The sequence below is a fragment of the Granulicella sp. dw_53 genome (genome assembly GCF_018449545.1).
Taxonomy (GTDB): Bacteria; Acidobacteriota; Terriglobia; order Terriglobales; family Acidobacteriaceae; genus Edaphobacter.
Map to the genome: position 1 here is coordinate 78,149 of NZ_JAAVUR010000016.1, position 22,927 is coordinate 101,075.

Genomic DNA, 22,927 nt, shown 5'->3' on the forward strand with positions numbered 1-22,927 from the left:
GACTTTAGCTTAGAGGTGTAGTTTCAACCCGAACTGTATCTGGCGTGATTGAGTCTGTCCGAGCGCTCGAGTTGAAAGCGACTGGCCAAACTGCGAACTCGCGATGCTTGAGGTCAGATTATTGAAGTTAGTGTGATTCAAAACATTGAAAAAATCTACCGTAAAACGCATGTTAACTTTTTCCGTAAGATTCGTTTGCTTATTGAGTTGCAAATCCCAATTGAAGAGACCCGGATTACGAAGGTAGCCGCGGTGCATACGCAGCAATGGATCGACGATGCCATCGCCCGTCCCGAAGGGGCACCCTGTCGCGCAGGTCGCAAAATAGTTCACAACCGGCACTGGGCCTGAAAAATTCTTGGTGAGAACTCCCTTTCTGTTCGATACCTTGCCTGTAACAATAACGCGGTCTGTATTGTCTCCGTCCCGATTTGCGTCCGTACCTGTAGTGGGTATGAAGGGTACTCCAGTCTGTGTATCGAAGATGGAGGCAAGTCCCCATCCTCCGATGGCACGGTCCGTCGCAGGACCCACGTCACTCAGGAACATGCTGTTGTGTCCGAAGGGCAAACGATAGGTCACGCTCGAAGCAAAGCGCTGTCGCACATCAAACGATGAGTCGCCGTAGTTAGTTTTGATGTTCGCATATTTGACATATTTTGTTTGGAAGATCGTTTGAGCCTGAGCTTGGCTAAGAGAAAAGTTCCCTTCTGCGCACTGTACCGCGGCGGTCAACTTCGCCGCAGAGGATGCATTGGCAGCCTGCGCAGCCGGACACCCGCTTCCGGTAGCCATATATGGCGCAATCAGATTCTCCAATGTCGCTGCCGGTGTTGCAGAGTCCGTACTTGACGACACATCGTCAGAGAGCACGTCATGACTGTGGCTCCAGCCGTAAGATGCCTCAAGGCCGATACCGCCATGCATCTGCCGGCGAACGTTCAGGAGCAGCGCGTTATAGTTCGAGGTCCCGTTCGATTGATGGTGGGAAAAAGAGCTGAACATTGGACGAATGATGTCGCTATTTATATCTGCCGCCGTCCTAACTACGGCCCCTTGATTGGATGGACGGAAAGCATCCGCAAAGGATGTTCCAAAGTTTGGCCGCGTCGTTGTAATCAGATGCTGCGCTACAGCGCCCACATAGGAGATAGTCAACGCGGTGCTCGAATCGAGCTGTTGTGAGATAGCGAGGTTGTAATGTTGCGTGACCGGATTTTTCAGATTGGGGTCGATTGTCGTCAGTGTGTACGATTGCGTCGAATTTACCGCGCTCGAAGCCACTGCGCCGGTGTAATTTCCCGTGGAGATCGTCGTGCTTAGCGTCTGTGGCGGATTGAAACGAGCATTGCCGTAAACATTCCCGAAGACGCGATCATAGAAGTAGCCATACCCACCGCGAACTACCGTTCGTCCCGTACCGAAGACATCCAATGCAAAACCGACACGCGGACTAAAATTGCCAAACTGAGAGCAGTAGTTGCCAATCCCATGAGTCGCAGGATTGATCGCAGCGACTTGAGACAAGCCGCTATCGAAGGGCAATGATTTGCAAGCTTGTGGATTTCCGTTGGCGTCTACGATGTAGGCGTTCGATAGCAGGTTGTTCTTTTCTGTGAAAGGGTTGAATATCTCATATCGCAAGCCTATATCGACGGTCAACTTCTTTGTTGCGCGATAACTGTCTTGAACGAAGTAGCCCTGTTCCCAGAGTCGATACTGACGGAACGAAGGCTGGATGTAGAAGGATTGCGATTGTGAGCTAAGAGCAAGATTATTAATATTGGCGAAGTTTTGTGCTGCAGATGCCTGCGCAGCAGTCATGCTGCCAGTAGCCGTTGCGCTCGTCGTGTCGAGAACAGTGATGCTGGGACGGATGGTGGAACTAAAAGTCGTATTATCCCAGATGCGGGTTATTTGCGCACCGAATTTGATTTCGTGCTTACCGCGCTGCCAGGAGACAGCATCCTGATAGGTCCATACAACTGGTATCTTGCTTTGAGGCTGATTGCTTGGAATGCCAATCGTGTTGAATCGGGCCGATGCCAACTGCAAGGTCGGAAAGCCATTGGGATCGCCGACACCAGCCGAAAACCCTCCTCCTGCATTGGGTCCTTGGGTTCGGTTGGCGCCTGCTGCCAGATCAGCAGATGTAAGTGCTTCGGTAGGGGAGGCATTCGGTGTGCGCTGGAAACTGAAACGCGCGGTATTTAATAAGTTGGACGTGAAGATATGATTATCTTGGACGACAATGTGGCTCGGACGAACCGTATTTCCTACGCCGAAGTTTGGAAGATTACCACTATTGGTGATTGCCGTTGGCACGGCATCGACGAGACTATAAGTAGCAAATATGTTGTTCTTGTTTGAAATTTTCTGATCAATACGGACGAAGCCTGTATCTGAATCCAAATTGTTAGCAATATTCCGGTTGATCGTGGTTGACCATGTTGAAGTGTCTGTCGTTACAAATCCGACCGGGCCAGCAACTGAGGGATACGCCGCTGAAAAAAGAGCCTTGGATAGAGGATTCGTAAGGGCAGAGATGAACTGAGCGGTTGGAATTGGCACCTGGGTCGCATTGGTCGAACGCTGGCGGAAACCCTCGTATGAAATGGAGTAGAAGGTCCGATCTCGAAAGATATGACCACCTGCCCAAAATCCAAACTGGTTCTGCTTGAAAGGTGACTTGAAGCCCACCGGATTGAAGAAATTTCGCGTGTTGAGAACAGAGTTTCTTACGTATTCCCACCCTGAGGCGTGGAAGTTATTATCTCCGGACTTCGTAACTACATTAATTACGCTACCTGAACTACGGCCAAATTCAGCGGACGCGTTGCTTGTAATGACACTGAACTCAGCGATCGCATCCAGCGGAACAGAACTCGTCGCATTGCCACTGTTGCCGGCAGCGCCTGACGGTTGACGAGGATCGTTTGCATCGCCCCCATCAATCAGGTAATTATTGTCTGTCGGACGTGCACCTCCAGCTGAGACACCTGAGCCCTGCCCTGTACCGCCCGCCGTACGATTTGCGCCGGGAGCAAGAAAGATAAGGTTCTGAAAATCGCGCCCATTGAGAGGCAACTCCCGGATCCGCGCTCCGTCGATCAAAGTTCCTACAGTAGTTTGCTGCGAGACAACACTAGTCTGATCGGACTGCACTTCAACGACCTGACTTATTGAACCTGCCGAGAGCGTCACATTCAATTCACGAATCTCGTTCAACACGAACGTGACATTTGCGAAGCGCTGCTGCTGAAATCCAGATGCCGAAACGGTTAGTGTATAGATCCCTGGTTCGATATCGCGAAAAGAATATAGACCGTCGCTGGTTCCTTTTTGGATGCGGACGGCGCCGGTTCCCGGCAATCTAAGAGTGAACTCCGCATTGGGAATTATCGCTCCGGAGGCGTCCGTTACTACACCACGCAAACCCCCTCCAGTTGCAGCCTGAGGCAGGGCCTGCCTAATACTCAGAATGAAAAGGATTAAACCGAAAACAAAATACTTCGCATCGGAACGAACTGACCGATAAATTAGCATACTGGCTCCCTAAAGGTTGGAACTAAACGAGCGATTCCGGGTTCTTGGAACGTTTGAGACTGTATTTAAGAAGGTCGAAAAGCAACGGGTGCTGCTCACAGGAGAAATACGAGGCTTTGCATCAAGGATCGATCCCGGGTAGAACAGTTCATCTTCGTAATGCCTTCGAGAAGACGTTGGCAATAAGCCGCTTCTTTGTTCCACACATAGTGCATACCCCGACCGAACAAGATCTATCCTCCCGAGTAGCGGCAATACCCTGCGACGCACGCTCGCGCGAGAACTTCAGGCTTCCCTCAATGTGTGGTTTTATCTATCCCTGGATAGCGAAGGCGATCCGATCCAAGGGAGAACCTTTCGAAGTAAGTAGTATGCCGCGTCCAACGAGTGAGCTTTTGATCCGTGCCAGGCTTGAAATCAGAGGTTCCCTCTGGCTAAGTGATGTACTGGGCCGAGGCGAAGTTAAGCGTAGCCAGGAAAAATGAGCGATAGAGATGCTCGAATGCATATAGAAAAACTCCGTACGAAATCGGGTGGCGAGCATGTCAGCCACGCGTAGAACGATAGGTGTCTCCTCAAAAAGAAGGCTACACATCGAACTACACGCCAACAACAAGCAGATTGGTCTAAGGATTTTGAGGGGTCGAGAGGATTACGCGAGACATCGACAAGCAAAGATAGGTGCGCTTGGAGCGACAAGGGGATTGCCGAAATGTGACCACCAAAAACGCATGAATTAGATATATCAGATATCAGAGCATTGTCAAACAGCTCTTCGTAAATTAGTGGACTCTTCGCGACTCGATTTGTAGACCAAGTTGGCGTTCACTCCAGTCTGACTAAGCGACTACTAAGAGCTTCAGTTTTTTATTGTTGTTTCAGTCCCGATTTAAAAACGCCTGCCGGCAGTCAGAAAATAGTAAAGACCATTCTCGAAGCTGACCTTCGGTTCCCTCAAGGAGCTTCTGCAAAAATGACACGCAAGGATCTGTGTCCAATGCGATAGGGTCGAATCGCCGACTTAGCGCCATGGAGTCAACTCTTCTTTGCTTGCTACCGTAACGAACCGACAATGTAATGCTTGCCCATCAAAAACTCAGCCTATACTGTCGATGACGATGACGAATGTCGCGAAGGTGTCTCTGGTGGAAAAAGTAGCTATTGAAGAATTGCAGAAGTTATCGGCGCCGAAGAATTTAACCGCTCTCGCATATGAGAGCATTAAGAGGCATATTCTCGAAGGCAAGCTGGAACACGATGTCCGACTAACGGAAGAATTCCTATCTCAACAGCTTGGGATCAGTAAATCTCCTGTCCGGGAGGCACTCAATGGGCTCCAAAACGAAGGGCTCATCCGCATTGAACCACGGCGTGGTGCTTATCTCCGGAAATTTTCCATCAAGGAAATCGAGGATCTCTATAACCTGCGTGAGGCCCTTGAGTCCTATGCGGTCTCTATCGTTAAAATCAGCCCGCAGCTGATCGAAGACCTGCGATCAAGCATTAAGCGCACCTCCAAATTCTTGAAAGCTGACGATAAGATCCGCCACATCGAAGAAGATATGGAGTTTCATGGCACGATTGCCAGGGCTACCGAAAATATGGAGCTCTCGCGCATTCTCGCGAATATTCAGAATCAGATCTGGCTTTTTCGGTGCCAGACCTATGATCTCTCGTCCAGTTCCGCTCCCCTAGCACATATGGCAATTCTTACGGCATTTGAAGAAAGAAACAAAGAACAAGCCGTCGTTGCTATGCAAGCACATATAGGCCATGTGCGCGGACAGTTGATCAGTTTCCTTAGGCAATCGGCAAAGTAAGGATCAGCTACAAGTGCAGCACATAGATTAATCCGCAAGCAATTCACCCTGATGAGTTTTGGCCACCCGCGCACTACTTTACGAGAGTCGCCTTCCTAAGAGATTGCTGCCCGGCGAGTTTTGACCGAGACTGCCACTCTACGAATATGGCATTTTTACTAAATCGACTCGCGGATTAAATGTTCGTCTCCACGAGTTGCTGTGAGGTATACGGCTGACAAGTCGTTCTCGGTGTCGATACAGAATATTCTTCCGTGTACTCGAGCCTTTTTGTCTTCCGAATGCCGGTATGGATGTCCAACCAACGAGCAAGCAGCTCCAGCGCCATCAATCCGCATGGAGTGAGCGAGTTGTCCGATCTCTTTCGATCAGATATACGGCACAACCACTTCGCGGCTGGGCACATCACATCTTTGATGTGGGCCAATTCCGTTTCACTAGCACGTTGTGAGATCCGTGAGACTTAGGGCAGGACGCGTCTGGGGTCTAGTCGCAATCGTTGGTTTCGTCGTGCTGACTAGCGTATTCGGTGTCTACTTGTGGAGACGTTGGCCGTATCGAGGCCGTGAGGTGCTGCCAGCACTGGGGCAGACCTTCTCGAGTACATTGCAGGTTGGCAGTTACAAGAGATTTTATTTTCCGCACCCAGGGTTTGTCGCTCATAAGCTAGTCCTGCGTCTGCATGGCTCTACCGATATCCCGCCACTGGCCACCGTGGACACGTTGACTGCTACTGGCTCTTATCTTGATTTCATCTTCGCGCCACGGCATCTTCACGCCCTGAGTCTTGTAGGACTGCACGTACAGATTCCTCCTTCTGGAGCGGAGGGAAATGGTACGAAATATCTGTCTGGTTCTTCCGGTCCCAATACCACTGTTGTTGATCAGATTACTGCCGACCAGTCTGAGCTTGAGGTGACGGCTGAACGGGGTAAGCCGCCCGTGCGCTTCTTCATCCATACTCTTACTCTGAGGGACGTATCGGGATCAAAGCCCATGTCTTATGAGGTCGCCTTCCGAAATCCTATCCCGGTTGGTGAGCTGAGAGCACAAGGTCGTCTTGGGCCATTGAAGCGTAGCGATCTGGGGAGTACTCCTTTGTCAGGAAGATCCACGCTTACGGACCTTGATCTCGGAGTCTTCCATGGCATCTCAGGCAAACTGCAAGGCGAGAATTCATTTCATGGGTTGCTCTCCCGCGTGGAGATCACCGGAAGTACAGATATCCCTGATTTTCGTGTGGGCGAGGGTCAGCCTGAACATCTCGCGACCAGGTTTCATGCCTATGTGAATGGCATGGAAGGAAGCGTCGCTTTAGATAGGGTTCAAGCAGTTGCCGATCGCACAAGGATCGATGTTAGTGGAGATATCGATCGGAAGCGGGGCTCGCGGTTTGCGTTTCAAGTGAAGAGCGGCCGAATCCAGGACCTTATGCGTATGTTCGCGCGTGATGGGGCGCCTCTTACGGGTGCGGCTGTGCTGCATGGCGACGCGTTCGTTCCTCCGGAACATGAACACTTTTTGAAGGCTCTGCAGATGAGCGGTACATTTGTCCTTAGCGACCTTCACTTTACTCACTCTCAAACACAACAGACCATAGACGGATTCAGCCAACGGGCTAGTGGGACTGCTCCGAAGAAAAAGAATGCAGATATGGTTGCTCCTACTGTTCTCTCTGAATTGAAGGTTCAACGTGTGGTTTTACGGGATGGCGTGGCGAAGTTCACGGATTTGCTCTTTGCAGTCCCCGGCGCAAATGCCGATGGCTCGGGCACTTTCAATCTGCTGAATAAACAGGTAGACGTGATGGGGACTCTACGCATGGATACGAATCTTTCGAATGCAACCACCGGCATCAAATCCTTTCTTCTTAAGCCCGTCGATCCGCTTTTCAAGAAGAAACAAAATGGAACCGTGGCACCGGTCCACCTGAGCGGCACTTACTCTCATCCCATGGTTGGTCTGCGGCTTCCAGGCGACAAGAAATAATGTTAGGTATCCTCGTTGTTTACGAAGTGTTGATCAAGTCAAATTAGGTCTAGCGGCATGGGACAGCTGGAACCGTTTATTCCCAACGCTCCTTCGTCATTCAGATCTGATATACAGGATCAATGGGTCGGTCGGAAAAAGCGCGTTGGGCAGCTGCACTCTTCTTCACTCTTGATGGCGTCGGCTTCGGTGTCTGGGCTGCTCACATCCCAGTTTTCAAGGAGAGTCTTCACCTATCCTCTCTGTCGCTAAGCGAGGTCTTGCTGTCCCTTGTATTGGGTTCGATCCTGACAATGCCGCTTGCAGGCCGTGCCATTGCACGTTTCGGAAGCCGGCTGATTGTCTGGATTGCAAGTGCTGCCTATGCTCTCGCGATAGCATGGCTTGGCTCAGTACATAGTTTGTGGCCGCTTGTGATAAATGCAGCTGTCTTCGGAGCGGCAAAAGGTGCTTTTGATGTCTCTGTCAATGCTCAGGGAGTTTGGGTCGAAGAACAGATCGGTAAACCGATCGTGAGTTCCTTTCAAGGGTTCTGGAGCGTAGGTGGACTGCTCGGAGCCGTCGTCTCTAGTTATGCTCTTCGTCACGGCAGCGGCACACACGAAGACTTCTCCTGGACAGCTCTGATTCTCGCGGTGTTCCTGCTGATGGGAGGCGCTTTTCTTCTAAAGGAAGAAAGGCATACAAGCTCGAAAGGACGATGGCAGTTGCCGGATCCGCACCTCCTTCGCTTAGCTGGAATAGCTTTTCTGGGACTCTTCGCAGAAGGCGCAATGGCGGATTGGGGTGGAGTCTATCTCAAAAGCAGCGTTGGGGTCAGCCTGGCACAAGCCGCCATCGGCTATGCCGTATTCTCGATCTCCATGGCTGGCGGACGCTTTGCAGGAGATTGGCTGATCGCGCGATTTAACCCCGTCATGATCTTGCGGGCCTCTGGGCTATTGCTATTTGGAGGGCTCTCATTCGCTCTGGCGTTGAATGTTTGGTGGGCTGCCATCCTTGGTTTCATCTGTGCAGGATTTGGGGTTGCCAATATAGTTCCGGTAATATGGGGTGCGGCAGGACGGAATAGTGTGCTGGGAACTGGGCCCGCGATAGCAACAGTAGCGACGGTTGGGTACTTCGGATTTCTTGCCGGGCCTCCCCTGATCGGTGCTGTGGCTACAGTTCTCAATATACGTTTGGCACTCGGGATTGTAGGACTATTTGGTCTGGCCATAGCAGGTTCATCTCCCGTTGCCACTCCTGTGGTCGAATGAGGCTCCAGTGTGACGTTCAACACTTCCCACCATGCCATCCAAAGGATCAAGCCGCTTATGCAGCCGTTTTACGGTCGCGATTGACCTCTGTGAAGCGTAGCTTCGACGGGGCAACCCAGCGCACAGGAATAGCTCTTTTCCTTTTCATCCATCGGTCTCCACGGTTCACTTTTGAACACTACATACACTTTGTATGCGTACTTACGTTGATGCCTTTATTCTGGCATGCTTTTGTGTAGGAGAAAAAACATGAAAGCCGTCGGATATAAAACGCCGTCAACGATCGACAGCCCAGAGTCTTTGCTGGACATTGTCATCCCAGAACCCGTCGCCAGCGGACGCGATCTGTTGGTCGAGGTAAAGGCCATTTCCGTCAATCCCGTGGATACGAAAGAGCGCGCCAACTCGGCTCCGAAAGGAACCGAGTACAAGGTGCTTGGATGGGATGCTGCAGGGATTGTCAAGCAGGTTGGATCGGAGTGTTCCATCTTCAAGCCGGGAGACGAGGTATTTTATGCCGGATCGATCGTTCGCCCAGGAACCAATGCGGAATTGCATCTTGTCGATGAGCGCATCGTTGGCAGAAAGCCTAAGAGCTTAAGCTTCGCTGAGGCGGCTGCTCTTCCGTTGACGGGCCTTACTGCGTGGGAGCTCCTGTTTGATCGTCTGGAGGCAAAGCGTGGTGCAGCAGAGACCCCGAAGAATCTGCTCGTCATCGGAGGAGCCGGCGGGGTCGGTTCCATTTTGCTTCAGTTAGCACGCCAGCTGACGAACCTTACAATTATCGCCACTGCATCACGGCCTGAGACGCGGCAGTGGTGTCTCGATTTAGGCGCGCACCATGTCATCGATCACTCCAAGTCGATCGTGGACCAACTTGAATCTGCTGGGATTCCGCGGGTCGAATTCATTGCCAGCCTCACCGGAACAGAGACTCACTATCCCGCGCTCGTGGAGGCCATCGCTCCGCAAGGGCGGCTCGGTGTGATCGACGATCCCAAGGTATTAGACGCCGTGCCTCTCAAGCGCAAGGCAGCGTCACTACGGTGGGAATCCATGTTTACCCGCTCTACCTTCACCACGCCTGATATCGCCGAACAACATCGGATCCTCGATGAGATTTCAACGATGGTGGATGCCAAGTCCATTCGCACGACCCTCGCCCATAGTTTCGGCCCGATCAACGCGGAGAATCTCAAGAAAGCCCACGCGCTGATAGAGAGCGGCCGGTCCCACGGTAAGGTCATTCTCGAAGGCTTTTGAGAGGAATGAGAGGAAGATGTCATCCTATTCTGTCTCACCATCTCCGTCCATTTGGTTGAGGAAGCAGGATGGCTCGCGGAGAGCCATCCTGCCGCTGTTTACAGATCGTGGCCGAAGATGTACTTCACTGCGAACTGAAGCTGGCGTGAATCGTTCGGCGTGTTTCTCGTGTTAGTAATGGAGGCGAAATTACTCGCTGTGGGTGTAAGGGAGCCAGGCTGCCCGAAGTTCGGCGTGTTCGTAATGTTGAATGCTTCGGCGCGAAATTCTAGGATGCCACTCCAGGGAATGTGCCACTGCTTCTGAAGCCCTATGTCTCCGCGATGGAAGTTCGGGCCGTTTGCCTGTGCCGCTTGACCACCGAAGGCGAAGAGGTCGTTCGGTCCAGTGGCGACAGGTGCGTTGGTGAAAGCCGCCGCGTTCACCCAATGGTTAACCGTATGCGCGCCGTTATAAAGCTTCGAGGTGTCAACGAGAGCGTAGTTGCCTGCACCGTTGTTCGTGCTGGTTGCCCCGGATACGGTGAAGGGCTGGCCACTCTGAAGAGTAATGATTCCATTCAGTGACCAGCCGCCGAGGAAGGACTCGGCTACGCCGGGGTGGTTAAGATGTTGGCGGTTGATTCCGAAGGGAAGATCATAGGTGCCAGAAATATGCGCTACGTGGGCGACGTTGAAGGTGAGCAGGCTCTTATCGCCCTTCTCCCCCCAGCCCAGGACATAAGGAGCGCGGTAGGTGGTCGTGGTGAAGACGCTGGTATCGGAGGCGTCACCAAGAGCCTTCGACCAGGTGTAGTTCGCAAGGAACGCAGCACCGTGGGTGAATGCTTTGTGAATTGTCGTCTGGAGCGAGTTATAGCTGGTGGTTCCTTCATAGTTCGAGTAGTTGGAGTTAGACGGAAAGTCAGGGTACGGAATGAGCGAACAGGGCGTTATCTTGTCTGCTCTGCGAGAGATGGTGTCGCCTGGGACAACGGTGCAGTCCGAGGCGTACGGCTGAATGACACCAGCGATCGATTGCGTCAGCGATACGTTGGTGGGAACTACGACTGACGGACGATTGGTGTGGATGTTGTTTTCGAGATGGCGACCAAAGGTAGCGACATAGCCAACGGTGTAGGAGATACTTGGGGTCAACTGCGCCTGCATGCTGAAGTTGATGCCCTGCACATAGGGGACATGGGCGTTCCGCTGGATACCGAGGAGACTGACGGTAGAACCCTGAACGACGCTTGGATCTACCGCAATATTGGTGAAACCTTTGTCGAGCGGACCGATGGAGCCGTCAGTACTAAGCGCCCCGTTCGTCAGACTGTTGGAAGTGACGTTGACATTGTACGCGAAGGGATAGGAGTTACCGAAGTTCGTTCCGTCACCGCGGTTGTAGATGCCTGCATAGAAGATGCCGTAGCCGACCCGCATCACGACGGTGGGGGCGATCTGCCAGGCTACGCCGAGGCGAGGCGCTAAATTGACGGAAGGCAAGTTGGAGAGATGATGGTCTGAGGTGTAGGCGAGTTGGATGCCATCCTTATTGAGCAGCGAGAGGAAGGTGGGCGAGAGAACGATTCCCTTGCTGCGGTCATCGATGATGAACTGCGCTGGATTGCTTCCATCGGCGGGGACAAAGTTCGACGCCTTGCCGCCGTGATCCGTGCCCATGCTGAAGTACTCGTAGCGCAGACCAGCATTAACCGTGAAGGTTGGGGTGAGACGCCAGACGTCCTCTCCGTAAACGCCAAGATAAGGCCGGCGAGTATCCTGCTGCGTAATGGGGGAGTATTGAATCTGGCTGGATCCGCCGATATATGGGTAGCCGCCGGGGACCGTGGAGGGGATGGGCTCAATCGCGAATTGCGCAATGCCGGTACTGGCCGCGTTGCCCGCGGGGTTACTGGTAAGGCCTCCGGAGAAGGTCCAGTTGCCATGGGGATACTGCGCGGAGAGGATGGAGGTCTTAAGGCGCTCGTACTCCACGCCGAAGCGGATGATGTGACTCCCGCGATCAATTGTGACGTTGTCGTTGTACTGGGTCTCGGCGCCGATCTCATCCTGCGGGATGTTGTTGTGCGTGCCAAGTTCGGATAGACCTGCAATCTTGATCTGGGTGAGGCCGCCATATGGAGCGCTGTCGAAGGTAATGCCTGGGATGCCATACTGCGCGTTGATGCCACTCTGACCGGAGAAGAAGTTTGTGCGCGGGCTGTGGATACGGCTATAACCGATACGGAATTCGTTCACAGTATGGGCCGAGAAGACGTGGGTCTCTCCGAGCGCAATACTGATGACCCGGTCGTTCTCGAGCCCGGTCTGTGAGCTGCCGGCGCAGATAGCGATTCCTTCGCACGGCGCCGGCGTGATCTTCGGCTCATACGAATAGCTGCCGCGCACGAACGCCTGATCGGTGGGAGAGAAGTTGTAGTCGACGCGTGCGTCGGTCGAATCGAGTGGATCGATCTTCTGAGGAGTACTGATGTAGTTGTTAACGATGCCGCTCGCGTTTGCCGCTGGAAATAGATTGAGAAGCTTCGTCGCCACGGGAGAGATACGGCTTGCGGGAACGATATTCCCTGGGAAGGGGTCACGAACCGAGCCGCTCTTCTTCGCTGCTGTATGCGTAACGGGGTCGATGACTCCGGTGGTGGTAGTGCGGGTGGTAGCGGGATCGAAGAGCGTGCCGATGGGCGTGGTCCGGCCTAGATTATCAGTCTGTGTCCCGGTCTGGAAAGTGAGCAGGTCCGTATAGTTCGTGTACCCAGACGAGCGTTCGAGTGCCGTGGGAACGCTGCTGACAAATGCTTGCCCTTGGCTGACACGGGTACCCTGATAGTCGGCGAAGAAGAAGACTTTGTCGTGCCATATGGGACCGCCGATCGTGGCGCCAAACTGGTTACGCTTGAAGGACGGCTTGGCCTTGCCGGTGTTGTTCAGGAACCAGTCGTTCGCGTCGAAGATGTCGTTGCGAAGATATTCCCAGGCGCTGCCGTAGAAGCGATTTGCGCCGGACTTGAGAACAGCGTTGATGATTGCTCCGCCGGCGCGGCCAAACTGCGCGGAATAGTTGGTCGTCTGAACTTTGAATTGGTCGATCGCATCAGGCGGTGGCAGTACGGTAAAGGCGTTGCCGTTTCCGAAGTCGACTGTTGTGTTGTTGTTCTCTATGCCATCCAGCAGGTAGTTATTGAACGAAGACAAAGTTCCGTTGGCAACAAAGGAGCCGCTGAGTCCGAAGCCGCGCGAGTCTTGTACCGATGTGGTAACGCCTGCTTGAAGCTGGGCAAGAAAGGTGAAGTTTCGCCCGTTCAAAGGCAGGGCGTTGATGACGTGCGACTCGAAGACCTGACCGACGGAGGCATCCTGCGTTTGCAGCACAGGGGCAGATGTCGTAACGTCTACGGTTTCGCTTGTGGCACCGATCCTCAATGCCAGATCCGCAACAAGAGTCTGCTGCACATCCAGGCGCAGATGCTCGCGTGTGAGCGTGCCGAAGCCCTTGGCTTGAGCCGAGACCGAGTAAAGTCCGACGTGCAGCGGGGAAAAGGTGAAGAGTCCCTTGCCATCGCTCTTTCCGGTCATTACGAGGCCTGTTCCTTCGCTTATAAGAGTCACAACGGCCCAGGAAACCCCCGCGCCAGCGAGGTCGGTGACTGTTCCCTGAATCGTCCCGGTATCCACCTGAGCTTCCGATCTGACAGGAAGAAATAAGGCAGCTAGCAGGACGAGGAAAAAGCGGAAAGCATTACCCCAGCAAGGCTGGACGCTCCGGCTAACGAGCGATTGGAACACCGCATGTCGATGGACCATTTTCATTGATTTCATTTGGCTCTCCCGAATTTTCCGAACGTCTGTTCGACAGTACGCGCGGACTATAAATCTCTTGTAAGGACATCGTGGGTTGTTGCGTTGACGGCCGCATATCAATGAGGGTTCTCTGAAGGCGCTCTGACTACAGAAAGACTGGGGCTGTCAACACAAAATCTTTTGCGTACGAAAACGCTTTTAGAAGACGAAGCAGGCGAAGACATATACGAACTATGAATACTTCGCCTGCAATAAGTTGGGTCAGATGGCACGCAGCATCTCGTGACGTTGATTAGGGCCTGTAACTTGAGCCGGGGGCGGCGGAAGTGACACGCGCAAAGAAGCCACCGCCTGGTCTGAGCGAGATCATCAACATGTCTGCATGTTTTACTACGCGCTGCTGTCGTTCGACGGCAGCATCTACGGACACGTCATCGAAGATCAGGGTTGCCATGCCGAGCTTGGTGAGGAAGTCAAAAGAGAGGTTTACATCTCGCCGTGTGGCGCCGTTAATTATTCCCATCCACCAGGTATCGCCCTTGCGGCGAGCATAGGCAACCACCTCGCCGATTACTGTGCAGGAGAGGACGCGCGTCTCGTCCCATACCGTTGGAATTACTTCGAGCAGATCGCGAAACGGGCTCTCGAGGTAATACTTGTACTGATCGCAAAACACGGTGATTGGAGAGAGATAGATAACTGCCTGCGCCAGTTGATGCGCCCAGGTAAAGTGAGACGGAACCAACTCTTTCGGGTTCAGGATGACTGGCGTGATGTCCGCTGGTCCAGCGAGGGGGCGCCCGAACGGAAGCGTGACATCTTCCGTGTACGGTTGAATGCGCTTGTAGCGGCTGATGTTGTATTCGTTGCCACGCACAGCCTCTCGCGTCAAGCCGTTGGGATAGGTGCGCTGCAGGCCGGTTGGCTTGACCGCGCCGTGGAAGTCGACAAGGAGTTTCAGGTCGGCGCAGTCACGCAGCGTTCCCAGATACCACCAGTTCATGCTGCTTGCGCTGCCCTTTGGCGGGAAGTCGAGTTTGACTCCTGCAACTCCGCTGGCTTTCGCGTTCTCCAGCCATTTCCTGCGAGCCGACGGAGAAGGCATTTCAGTGTATTGGCCCCAGACGATGGAAAGAACTCCGACGTTCCTGCCATAGTCGGAGGCGTCCTTCAGCATCGCCCAGCAATCTTTGCCGGGGCAAATCCACTTGATCCAGCCCGCGTCGATCAGGTAGTACTCCCACTTGAGCTTGGCCGCGGCATCGTACCAATCCTTGATCTCCGCATAGGGGGGATCCTCCACGCTCCACCATGACCAGAGCGATCGGCCTGGCTTGACCCAGTCGAAGCTTGCCCCATGCGCGGGTGATGGACAGAGATTGGTCAGGAGGTCGGAGTTGATCAGACCTGTAAGATCCCGCGCGACCACTGTACTGCGCCAGGGAGAGGCAGGTCGTCCAAGATACGTTCCATGAAGCACATCCTTGCGTCCGTCCATGACACTCGTCTGGATGTCCCAGCCCTTGGGCTCTAACCACAAATTTGCACGAAGAAGATTCCCCTCGCGCGAGATGCTCATGTCCGAGAAGTTCTGGCAATCGGCTTCCGAAAGTGACAGATAGTGGTGCTCCGTCTTCACCAGAATAGGTCCCATCACCACCCTATTTTCGGGAAACTCGGACAACGTGGTAGCGTGACTCAACCCTTCGTAGACAGGGTCATAGTTTGCCCAAACGATCTTTTCGATCCGCTCCGGAAGACGCCAGCCTGTTGAGTCCCCATCGATGTGTCTCGCTCCGTCCGGCAGTAGATAGCGAACGGCAGCTCCGTCATCATACGCACGCACCACAAGCTCAAAATGCTTGCCGGAGACCTCCAAGGAAATCCTGATCTCATTCGCGAAATCCTCGGCACGAGCGTGGTTTCCAAAGACGTTGTATACGTCGTGAATCTTCCGCGTGCTGGGAGGTCCGGACAACTTCGCACTTCGGCCAAGGTCTATGCCGTCAACCTTGAGTCCGAGTGGTGACGACATCAGAACGTCGATCTTGCCCTCGGCGACACTGTAGCTCAACTGCCCTTGGGAATCGATAGCAATCGATACCGAGAGATTGCCCCCTGGACTCGATACGCTGATCTCGCGCTTAGTCTCGACCGCCGAGGCGAGAGCGCGTGGAACGGCGGTGGTCATCAGAGCCGCCTGGGCAGCGATGATGAAATCCCGTCTTGAAAAGACATTCATTAGGCTACTTCGCATTTAGATTTCTCTCCTGGCACCCGTGGCGATGCTCATCCTTACGCGCGCTTCTTCGATCCGCGGCGGCGGTCATTCCTCGCCTTAGAATCACGAAGATGACCTACTGATTTCGCTGTATTGGTGGTCTTTTCTGCGTTACGGGGTATAGTCCGATTCCGGCAGGCCATCTGTAGGGCCGCCGCAGCTGGAGTTGTCGAACAAGACGGGACGGTTGTAGACGTGATGGGTCGATCCAGCGGTTTCGGTGAAGACGCCGCCATCGATGTCCTTGAGGCAGTTCTGTCCTATTGGCTCCGTCATGACGTAGACACTATCGAACGGGGTGTACCAGGCGATGGTTCCTTTGTATCCGCCGGTCTTGGCGATATAGCAGGCGAAGACGTTCGGACTGAGCACGTTCGCGGAGGAAAAGGTACTGAGATCACGGCAGTTCGCATCGCCCATGTCTTCCCAGACCAGGGTCGAGCCGTCGACCGTCGTTCCGTATAGTGCCTTATTCCAGGTCGGGGCGGATGATCCCGAGGTGCCCGCGACTTTAACAGTGTGAATATTCTGGCCATCGTAGATGACAGTGCCGTAGTTGTAGAAGGTGCTGTTGACGCGTGTTCCGATGGGTGCTGTGCCAGAGAAGGTGGCTCCGTTGAGCCAGTGCTCGACGCGGTTCCATGTGTAAGCGGCGCGGGTGGGTTTGAAGCTACCTGTGGTGTTCGTGGCGCCTGCAGTGAATAGACTTCCGAGTTGCCCCCAGTTCTGACTCATATCCTGCCATGGCGATTGAAGGTCGATGGGATAGGCATTGCAGTCACCTACACCGGCCGAACAGGCCGAATTAGCGTGGAAGATATCCCACTGATACCAGAGGTTCAGTGCAGAGTCGGTCTCGGCGGCCAGAATGCCCATGCGTGCCGCATAGGACTGTTGCACAAAGGTGGTGAGGGATGCATCGTGCGGGTCGGTAAGGGAAACAGCATTGGCGCCGAGGAAATTGGTCTCGGCCCCACTGCCCCAACCGCTTTCGGTATTCCATATCGGGAGCGAGGTACTGATCCAACTGGAGGTAAGATCACCCACGGTGAAGAGTTGGCTGAGCATGGCGCGTGTGGCCTTGAAGTCGTTGACGAAAGAGTCGCGACAGTGCAACAGAGGGCTCGGGTCAGCGGCGTAGATGGAGGCTTTTACGTAGGTGGTGTAGCTGGTGGTCTGGGTGCCACAACCGGCAGCGGCCGCACCGGCCCACGCATCGCTTGCAGTACCTGCCGGTCGGGGGTTTTCAATGTATGCAGTACAGCCCGTCACACTAGTCGGTTTGTATCCTGTGGAATAGGTGCAGATGTTGATGCATCCTGCCACGTTGGTGGTGGCACAGGAGTTGGTTGCGAGTGCCGTGGAGTAAGGCGCGACCGACGGATCCCATTGGATAGGCATGTTCGTCTCGGGCATCGCGGGCATATAGATGTTGTCATACCCCGGATACGGATGGATGGAGAGCATGTCAGGTTTGGTACTGGCGTGGAGCCCCTGCCAGTCGTGGAGGAGTTGGCCGAGGGCCTCGATGTAGACTCCGGAGCCATCCGTCTTAGGTACATTTGAATTGAAGTGCCCGGCGTCTCCACCTGCTGTCACACTTCCGGCCGCGACGTAACAGTTGTTGCAGTACTGATGGATGATGTAGGCCGCGTCGTTCATCATCTGTGCGAGTTGGGTGTGGTTGCCGCGCCAGAAACCGTCAGAGTTGAACTCGTTCCATCCCTCCCAATAGTGGATGACACAAGTGGAGAGTGCGTTCGTGTCTCCAACCGCATATCGCACAGTGACACCTCCGAAGTGACCGCTGGCATCCCGGCAGGTATGCATCATCATCCAGGTGACGTACTCCTTGAAGAAGCAATGGCCGGTAGCGGCGTTGCCGTCGGGCATAACGCAAGTCTCAGTGGCATTGTCGGCGTCAGAGGGAGGCTCTGAATTGGTAAAGGTGAGGAAGCTATTGCTGGCGGTGCCAGTGGAGCCTCCGCCGCCTCGACTGAATGTGATGACAGGAGCCGTGGGGACAGTGTTGTCGACTGCGGTGACGGTCTCGTTGAACGTAGTGCCGGCAACAGAGTAGACGAGAACGGTCCCGTTGTAGATGCCCGGAAACCCGGTCGTGCTGAGGGTAATGCGACAGGTGGTGCTGGGAGCACAACTGGCAGAGCTGCTGGCTACGCTCCAGCCATTGAGTGGGCTGCCGTGGGTGCCATTGATGACGGAGGCCCAGGCAGGCACGGTGTAGAAGGTATAGAGAATGTCGTTAGGCTGAGAGCTGTAGTGGCCGTTTTGCGAGAAGCAGGTCGCCATGGGCCACCAGTATTGGTTGGTGATGGTTGAGCAGTCGGAGTCTCCGGAGATGGAGGTATCGTAGTTCATGCCGAGACCCTTGAGGCCTACGTCATAGTGGGCGTTGCCGTCGCCAGCAACTGGCGGCGCAGTCATAATGTCTCCCCAGTGAACGCCTTGGCCGCCTACGACACGGGTGACAGGCACTGACTGCAGAAATCCGGACTGCGCGGGGTTCGCATTCTGCGGAGCCATGAAGCCCCAGTGACTGGGACCATTCAGATAGAGATAAGGAAAGGGTACGGCCATACCCGGGACGTTGGGAGGCGTCACCGTTTGAGCCACGGCTTGACCGAAGAGACACATCATGGTCGCGAGGACTGCTGCACACAAGGAACGGAGGGCTGCCAGTGACTTCATTTTTAACTCCTGAAAGAGTGCCGTGGGCGCGGACCTGATCAAAGCTGCAGGTCCTGCGTATTACCAAGATGTAAGAGTGAAGCCAAGCTGTGCGACAGAGGTTCAGGGTCGTACAGCACGGGATCGTTGCAAGCGCATGCTATGGGTTATCTGAATGGCGAGGTGGAAGGAGGACTTGGGAACGGGAGTTCGTACCGTCGGCAGATCCGGAGGATCGAGCGAAGGAGAGCGAACGAATGTGGACATTGGGGCCATCAACACCATCCACGACGAAGCGCACATAGACAGCAGTTGCGGGCACCAGCACGTCAACCGGTGAGTTGGTGTTGTTGAGTGAGATGGCAGCATCATCTGTTGTCTTCCAGTGCTGTGCCATCCATTCAAGATGGACCTGCGTCGTTCCGGTGGAAGCCACGGACGCGAGGTAATGATTCCCGACGGTAACCGGGATATTATCGGAGATCCAACTCTTCTTTGCCGGTTCGTAGTGCCAGTGGTCCGGAGCGTCCGGCCGGACCCAGTGCAGAGCGAAATCAGAATTCTGCACAAGGTTTCGGTGTGCGGATACCAGCTTCCAGTCCAATGCGAGTTCATGACCCGCTTCGAGAACGAAGTCCCCGGGGAAGAGGGTTGCGGAGCCGGGGCGCTCTACCGCCGCGTGGTAACGGCCGGGGGGAAGATGGGAGACGTGAAAGGAGCCCGCATAGTCGAATGAGCCCGCGCTGACCGACTCGCTAAGCGTGCTATAGTCCGTACCTAAAAGCACAAGCTTGGCGGGCAGGAGGGGATGCTCCGGAAGGAATGGCGCGGTCACAGTGACAACGAGAGTACCGGTTTGGCTGTCTGGAACGGGAGGAGTGAGGACGAGCAACGTGTGGATAACATCGGCGGCAACCTTGGCTGTCTCGGTGGCGCAATCCATAGCGAGCGGTTCCAGGTGGGCGCGGTCGTCCGCCTGGGCGTAAGGCACCATTCTCTGGGCGATGATCTTGTTTCTTGCGATCAGCCCCGCCATACGAGTCTGTAGGCCCGCTAAAGCTTCAACGTCGGTGCGGCCGAGCAGCATCGGATGGTAGCTGCGCAGATCGATGGTCGAAGCGTCCAGCCAGTTCTCCATCTTTGTGTGATTGGGGCCGAGAACGGGGATGGTATGGGATGGCGATCCGGAGTCCGTTACGAAGTGAAGCAGGGTTCCCATCCAGCGGCTCGCATTGGTGGCGTCTTCTGTCCGAAGGGCCTGGAGCGTGCGGAGAAAAAATGGGGTATATGTCTCGGCCACCTGTGGCATAACGTGCGAGTAGGTGTGGGGAGCCTTGGGGAAGAGGAGATAGTCATTGCCGAAATATTCGGAGCCGATCAACGGGAAGTCTTCGGTGGTTACATGCCAATTCTCGCAATCCACAATAAGCGAGTTCACCCAATCTCCCATCTGAACGGTATTGCGCAGGTGTCGGACCTCACTACCAAGGCGGATGGCAATTCGATCCTGAGCCGGGATAGAGGTCAGAGCGGCATCGATGATAAAGGAATGTGCAGTTCCGCCCCAGGCACGAAGAGGACGTAACGGCAGCACGAAGAGGCTAATCAGTAACATCGTCGCGGATAGCACGGCCATCCGGATCCAACCATAGCGGAACCATGGGGCAGTTTTCTTGAAACGAAAACTGGTCGAGCGGTTAGAGATCAAAGTCAGCACGTCGGCACTCCAGGGTCCGCCACGGATGCGGGAAGCGGTCGGACATTCAGACTGTCTCGCAGGCTGTCAAGGAAAAGTAGGCTCAACGCGGTTCGTAACGGTTACGCGGAGTCGCAAGTTATTGGATCTAAATAGATATACGTTCACGAGCCGGTAGCTTACGCAGATATTGACTCATCGTCTGTTCACGAATTCATTCAGTGTTTACAACGCTCTGCGAGTCTTTTTACATATTCCACGATGTCCACGCTTCACAAACCGGTCACGATGACGCCCCGGACCACGAAGGATCGGTTCTCCCGGATACGGGATTCAAGATTCAGTTCGTCAGACGCGGATGATACTAGCGAAGAAAGATCAGGCGATGATTGCAGAGAGCGAAGAGCTAAGACTAAAGGCCCAGGAGGAGCTGAGCCGCATCCTGAAGAGTCCTGCCTTCCATGGTAGTCCACGCTGTAAACAGTTCTTACAGTTTGTTGTGGACCGCGCTCTCGATGGCCAGTACGACGTACTGAAAGAGCGGATGATCGGAATTGAGGTCTTTGGCCGCAACCCCGCCTACCAGACCGACGGCGACTCCGTAGTGCGGGTGCGCGCGAGCGATGTCCGGCGACGTTTAGTCCAGTACTACTCAGTCGCAGAGGCAGTACCTGCATGCCGCATCGAGATTCCTTCTGGCTCGTACATACCGCACTTCCTGCCTCCCGAACGCAGTACGCCTTCCCTACCCCCAGCCTCGTTCGGCATTGCGGAGAAAAGCGGGAAGATCACCCCAACATGCGGTAATGGAATTGCCGATCTTGAGCGTCGTTTCCCGATGGCCAAGCTTACTCTGGCTGCGGGATTCCTTATCCTCGTTCTGCTGATGGCATTCTTCGGCCATCGCAGGCTCAATCCGTCGGTAAGGACGTCGGAGCCTGCCACCGAGACTCCCTTTCAGGCTTTCTGGGCTCCCGCCGTTCGCAGCTCGAAACCGGTTCTTATCTGTATCGGCAGTCCGGTGGCGTACAACTATTCGAAGTCTTTTCGAACCGCCTATACACACCGCCGGGGCCTCTCCCCGGAAGAGGCGCGGAATGCCATCATCGAGCCGGCAGAAACCCCGCTTAAGGGATCGGATCTGATTCCAGTGAAGAATGAGTTCGTGGGCGCCGGAGATGCGAACGCGGCTTCTCTATTGAGCGCCCTGTTTGGAAGTCTTGGCAAAACGACGGAATTTCGCATCTCGACCGAGACCTCATACTCGGAGTTATCCGACTCTCCAAGTGTCCTGATCGGCGCCTTCTCGAACCGATGGACAGAAAGAACATTGATGCGAATGCCTTACGTCTTCGTGGAAAGAGATTCAGTACGTTTTGTTCAAGAGCAGACTGGAAGCAAACGAAGCTGGACTCTGCCCCAGCTTGGAGCCGACGGCAAAACCGATGAGGATTTTGCGATCGTCTCGAGAGTTTTGGATGCGGAGACGGGCCAGTTTCTCGTGACTGCCGCGGGCATCTCCAGCTTCGGCAGTCGCGCAGCCGGATATTTTCTGACTCGACCGGATCAAATGAATAAGGAGCTCGGCAAAGCTCCAAAGGAATGGAAACAGAAGAATCTGCAGTTCGTTTTGAAGACTCACGTTGTGGACGGAGCTCCCACAGCACCCGAGGTCGTGGCAGTGACGTTTTGGTAGTCGATTCTGGCAGAACCTTGTAGGTATCGGAGCCATGAAAGTGGTTCACTATGATATCAATTCTCGTCCGCGTCTAACTAATATGACCAGCGGGATGTGTGTATCAAGTCTCCGCTTGATACACACACCCTTCCGTTTCTGAAGCGCAGGCACTTAGCGGTGGCCATCGCCGCCATGACCATTCTCTCGAGCTCCGGGCAGACCGCGCTCGGCGCCACCGTCATGACCGGCATTACCTATGTGTCCCCGACCATCTCTCGCCTCATTTGCATGGAAGTGATTGAAGGGCTGCTCCCCACGACCTGGCAACGGTCCCCTGTAGCCATAGTGAGGATCATAACGGTTGTCGACGTGGCCATAAAAGCCGTGGGGGCCGTGAAACCAGGGCCCAGCCCCGATGAACAGACCGCCAGCAAACCAATCGGGCCCATAGTAGCCGTATGGTGCGCAATCATAGGGAGCGTAATCATAGTATCCATAGGGACATACGGGTGCAGCACCGATGTTAATGGAAACCTGTGCTGGCGCCACCGATGCACTGGGCAAGAGAGCGATCGTAAGAACCGACAAAGCAAGAGATTTAGCGTAGGACATAAACTCTCCTCGGTTGGATTAGAAGCTGAAAGAGAGTGATGAGTTATCTTCCGGCATACACAGTTCGGTCTGGGTGACCGGCACATTCCTCAATCCGCGAATTTGAGAAACTTTTTGCCGCAGGGCCGGGGCCACTGGGACAAAACAGGAATGTGTTTAGCCTTTGGGCCTCTGCATTCGGAGGGTGGAGAGGCGATGGTGTCGTCCGGCCTGGCAGATTTTCCAATTAAACTCCTGCAGGATATGTCGGAACGCGCGGGCATACGACAAGTGCAACCCCTTTAGGTTGGCTCTG

The 22,927-nt window shown here is 54.4% G+C and carries 11 protein-coding genes; 5 read left to right on the plus strand and 6 right to left on the minus strand.

Annotated elements, in window-relative coordinates; genetic code table 11:
- Window positions 1-9: 9 nt before the first annotated feature.
- The gene (locus HB393_RS20805; protein WP_213807131.1) at window positions 10-3,546 is read right to left on the minus strand and encodes a carboxypeptidase regulatory-like domain-containing protein; all 3,537 of its coding nucleotides are present in this window, start codon (window positions 3,544-3,546) and stop codon (window positions 10-12) included.
- Between the two features lie 1,118 nt (window positions 3,547-4,664).
- Between HB393_RS20805 and HB393_RS20810 the strand changes: the two genes are divergently transcribed.
- The 4 genes from HB393_RS20810 to HB393_RS20825 all read left to right on the plus strand — a co-directional run bounded on the left by HB393_RS20810 (window position 4,665) and on the right by HB393_RS20825 (window position 9,877).
- On the plus strand, window positions 4,665-5,366 hold the full coding sequence (locus HB393_RS20810; protein ID WP_213807132.1) for a GntR family transcriptional regulator: 702 nt from the start codon (window positions 4,665-4,667) through the stop codon (window positions 5,364-5,366).
- A 606-nt stretch (window positions 5,367-5,972) separates the two neighbouring features.
- Window positions 5,973-7,355, plus strand: coding sequence for an AsmA-like C-terminal region-containing protein (locus HB393_RS20815; protein WP_213807133.1), 1,383 nt, complete (start codon window positions 5,973-5,975; stop codon window positions 7,353-7,355).
- Between the two features lie 122 nt (window positions 7,356-7,477).
- Window positions 7,478-8,614, plus strand: a complete 1,137-nt coding sequence (locus HB393_RS20820) for an MFS transporter (RefSeq protein ID WP_213807134.1) — start codon at window positions 7,478-7,480, stop codon at window positions 8,612-8,614.
- A gap of 249 nt (window positions 8,615-8,863) precedes the next feature.
- Complete coding sequence (locus HB393_RS20825) at window positions 8,864-9,877, plus strand: zinc-binding alcohol dehydrogenase family protein (protein WP_213807135.1); 1,014 nt, start codon at window positions 8,864-8,866, stop codon at window positions 9,875-9,877.
- Between the two features lie 98 nt (window positions 9,878-9,975).
- Here HB393_RS20825 and HB393_RS20830 read toward each other — a convergent pair whose 3' ends face one another.
- The 4 genes from HB393_RS20830 to HB393_RS20845 form a co-directional block, all read right to left on the minus strand.
- A complete protein-coding gene (locus HB393_RS20830) occupies window positions 9,976-13,695 on the minus strand; it encodes a TonB-dependent receptor (protein ID WP_213807136.1) in 3,720 nt (1,239 codons plus the stop codon).
- Window positions 13,696-13,969: 274 nt separating this feature from the next.
- Window positions 13,970-15,934: a glycoside hydrolase family 97 protein gene (locus HB393_RS20835; RefSeq protein ID WP_213807137.1), complete on the minus strand. Its 1,965-nt coding sequence runs from the start codon at window positions 15,932-15,934 to the stop codon at window positions 13,970-13,972.
- Between the two features lie 135 nt (window positions 15,935-16,069).
- Window positions 16,070-18,667 carry a hypothetical protein gene (locus HB393_RS20840; protein WP_213807138.1) on the minus strand — a complete coding sequence of 866 codons (2,598 nt, stop codon included), beginning with the start codon at window positions 18,665-18,667 and terminating at the stop codon, window positions 16,070-16,072.
- 139 nt (window positions 18,668-18,806) lie between these two features.
- Complete coding sequence (locus HB393_RS20845; protein WP_213807139.1) at window positions 18,807-20,282, minus strand: carboxypeptidase-like regulatory domain-containing protein; 1,476 nt, start codon at window positions 20,280-20,282, stop codon at window positions 18,807-18,809.
- 418 nt (window positions 20,283-20,700) lie between these two features.
- Between HB393_RS20845 and HB393_RS20850 the strand changes: the two genes are divergently transcribed.
- Window positions 20,701-22,038 carry a hypothetical protein gene (locus HB393_RS20850; RefSeq protein WP_213807140.1) on the plus strand — a complete coding sequence of 446 codons (1,338 nt, stop codon included), beginning with the start codon at window positions 20,701-20,703 and terminating at the stop codon, window positions 22,036-22,038.
- Window positions 22,039-22,191: 153 nt separating this feature from the next.
- On the opposite strand, the gene HB393_RS20855 is transcribed toward HB393_RS20850, so the two are convergent.
- Window positions 22,192-22,632: a hypothetical protein gene (locus tag HB393_RS20855; RefSeq protein ID WP_213807141.1), complete on the minus strand. Its 441-nt coding sequence runs from the start codon at window positions 22,630-22,632 to the stop codon at window positions 22,192-22,194.
- Window positions 22,633-22,927 lie beyond the last annotated feature (295 nt).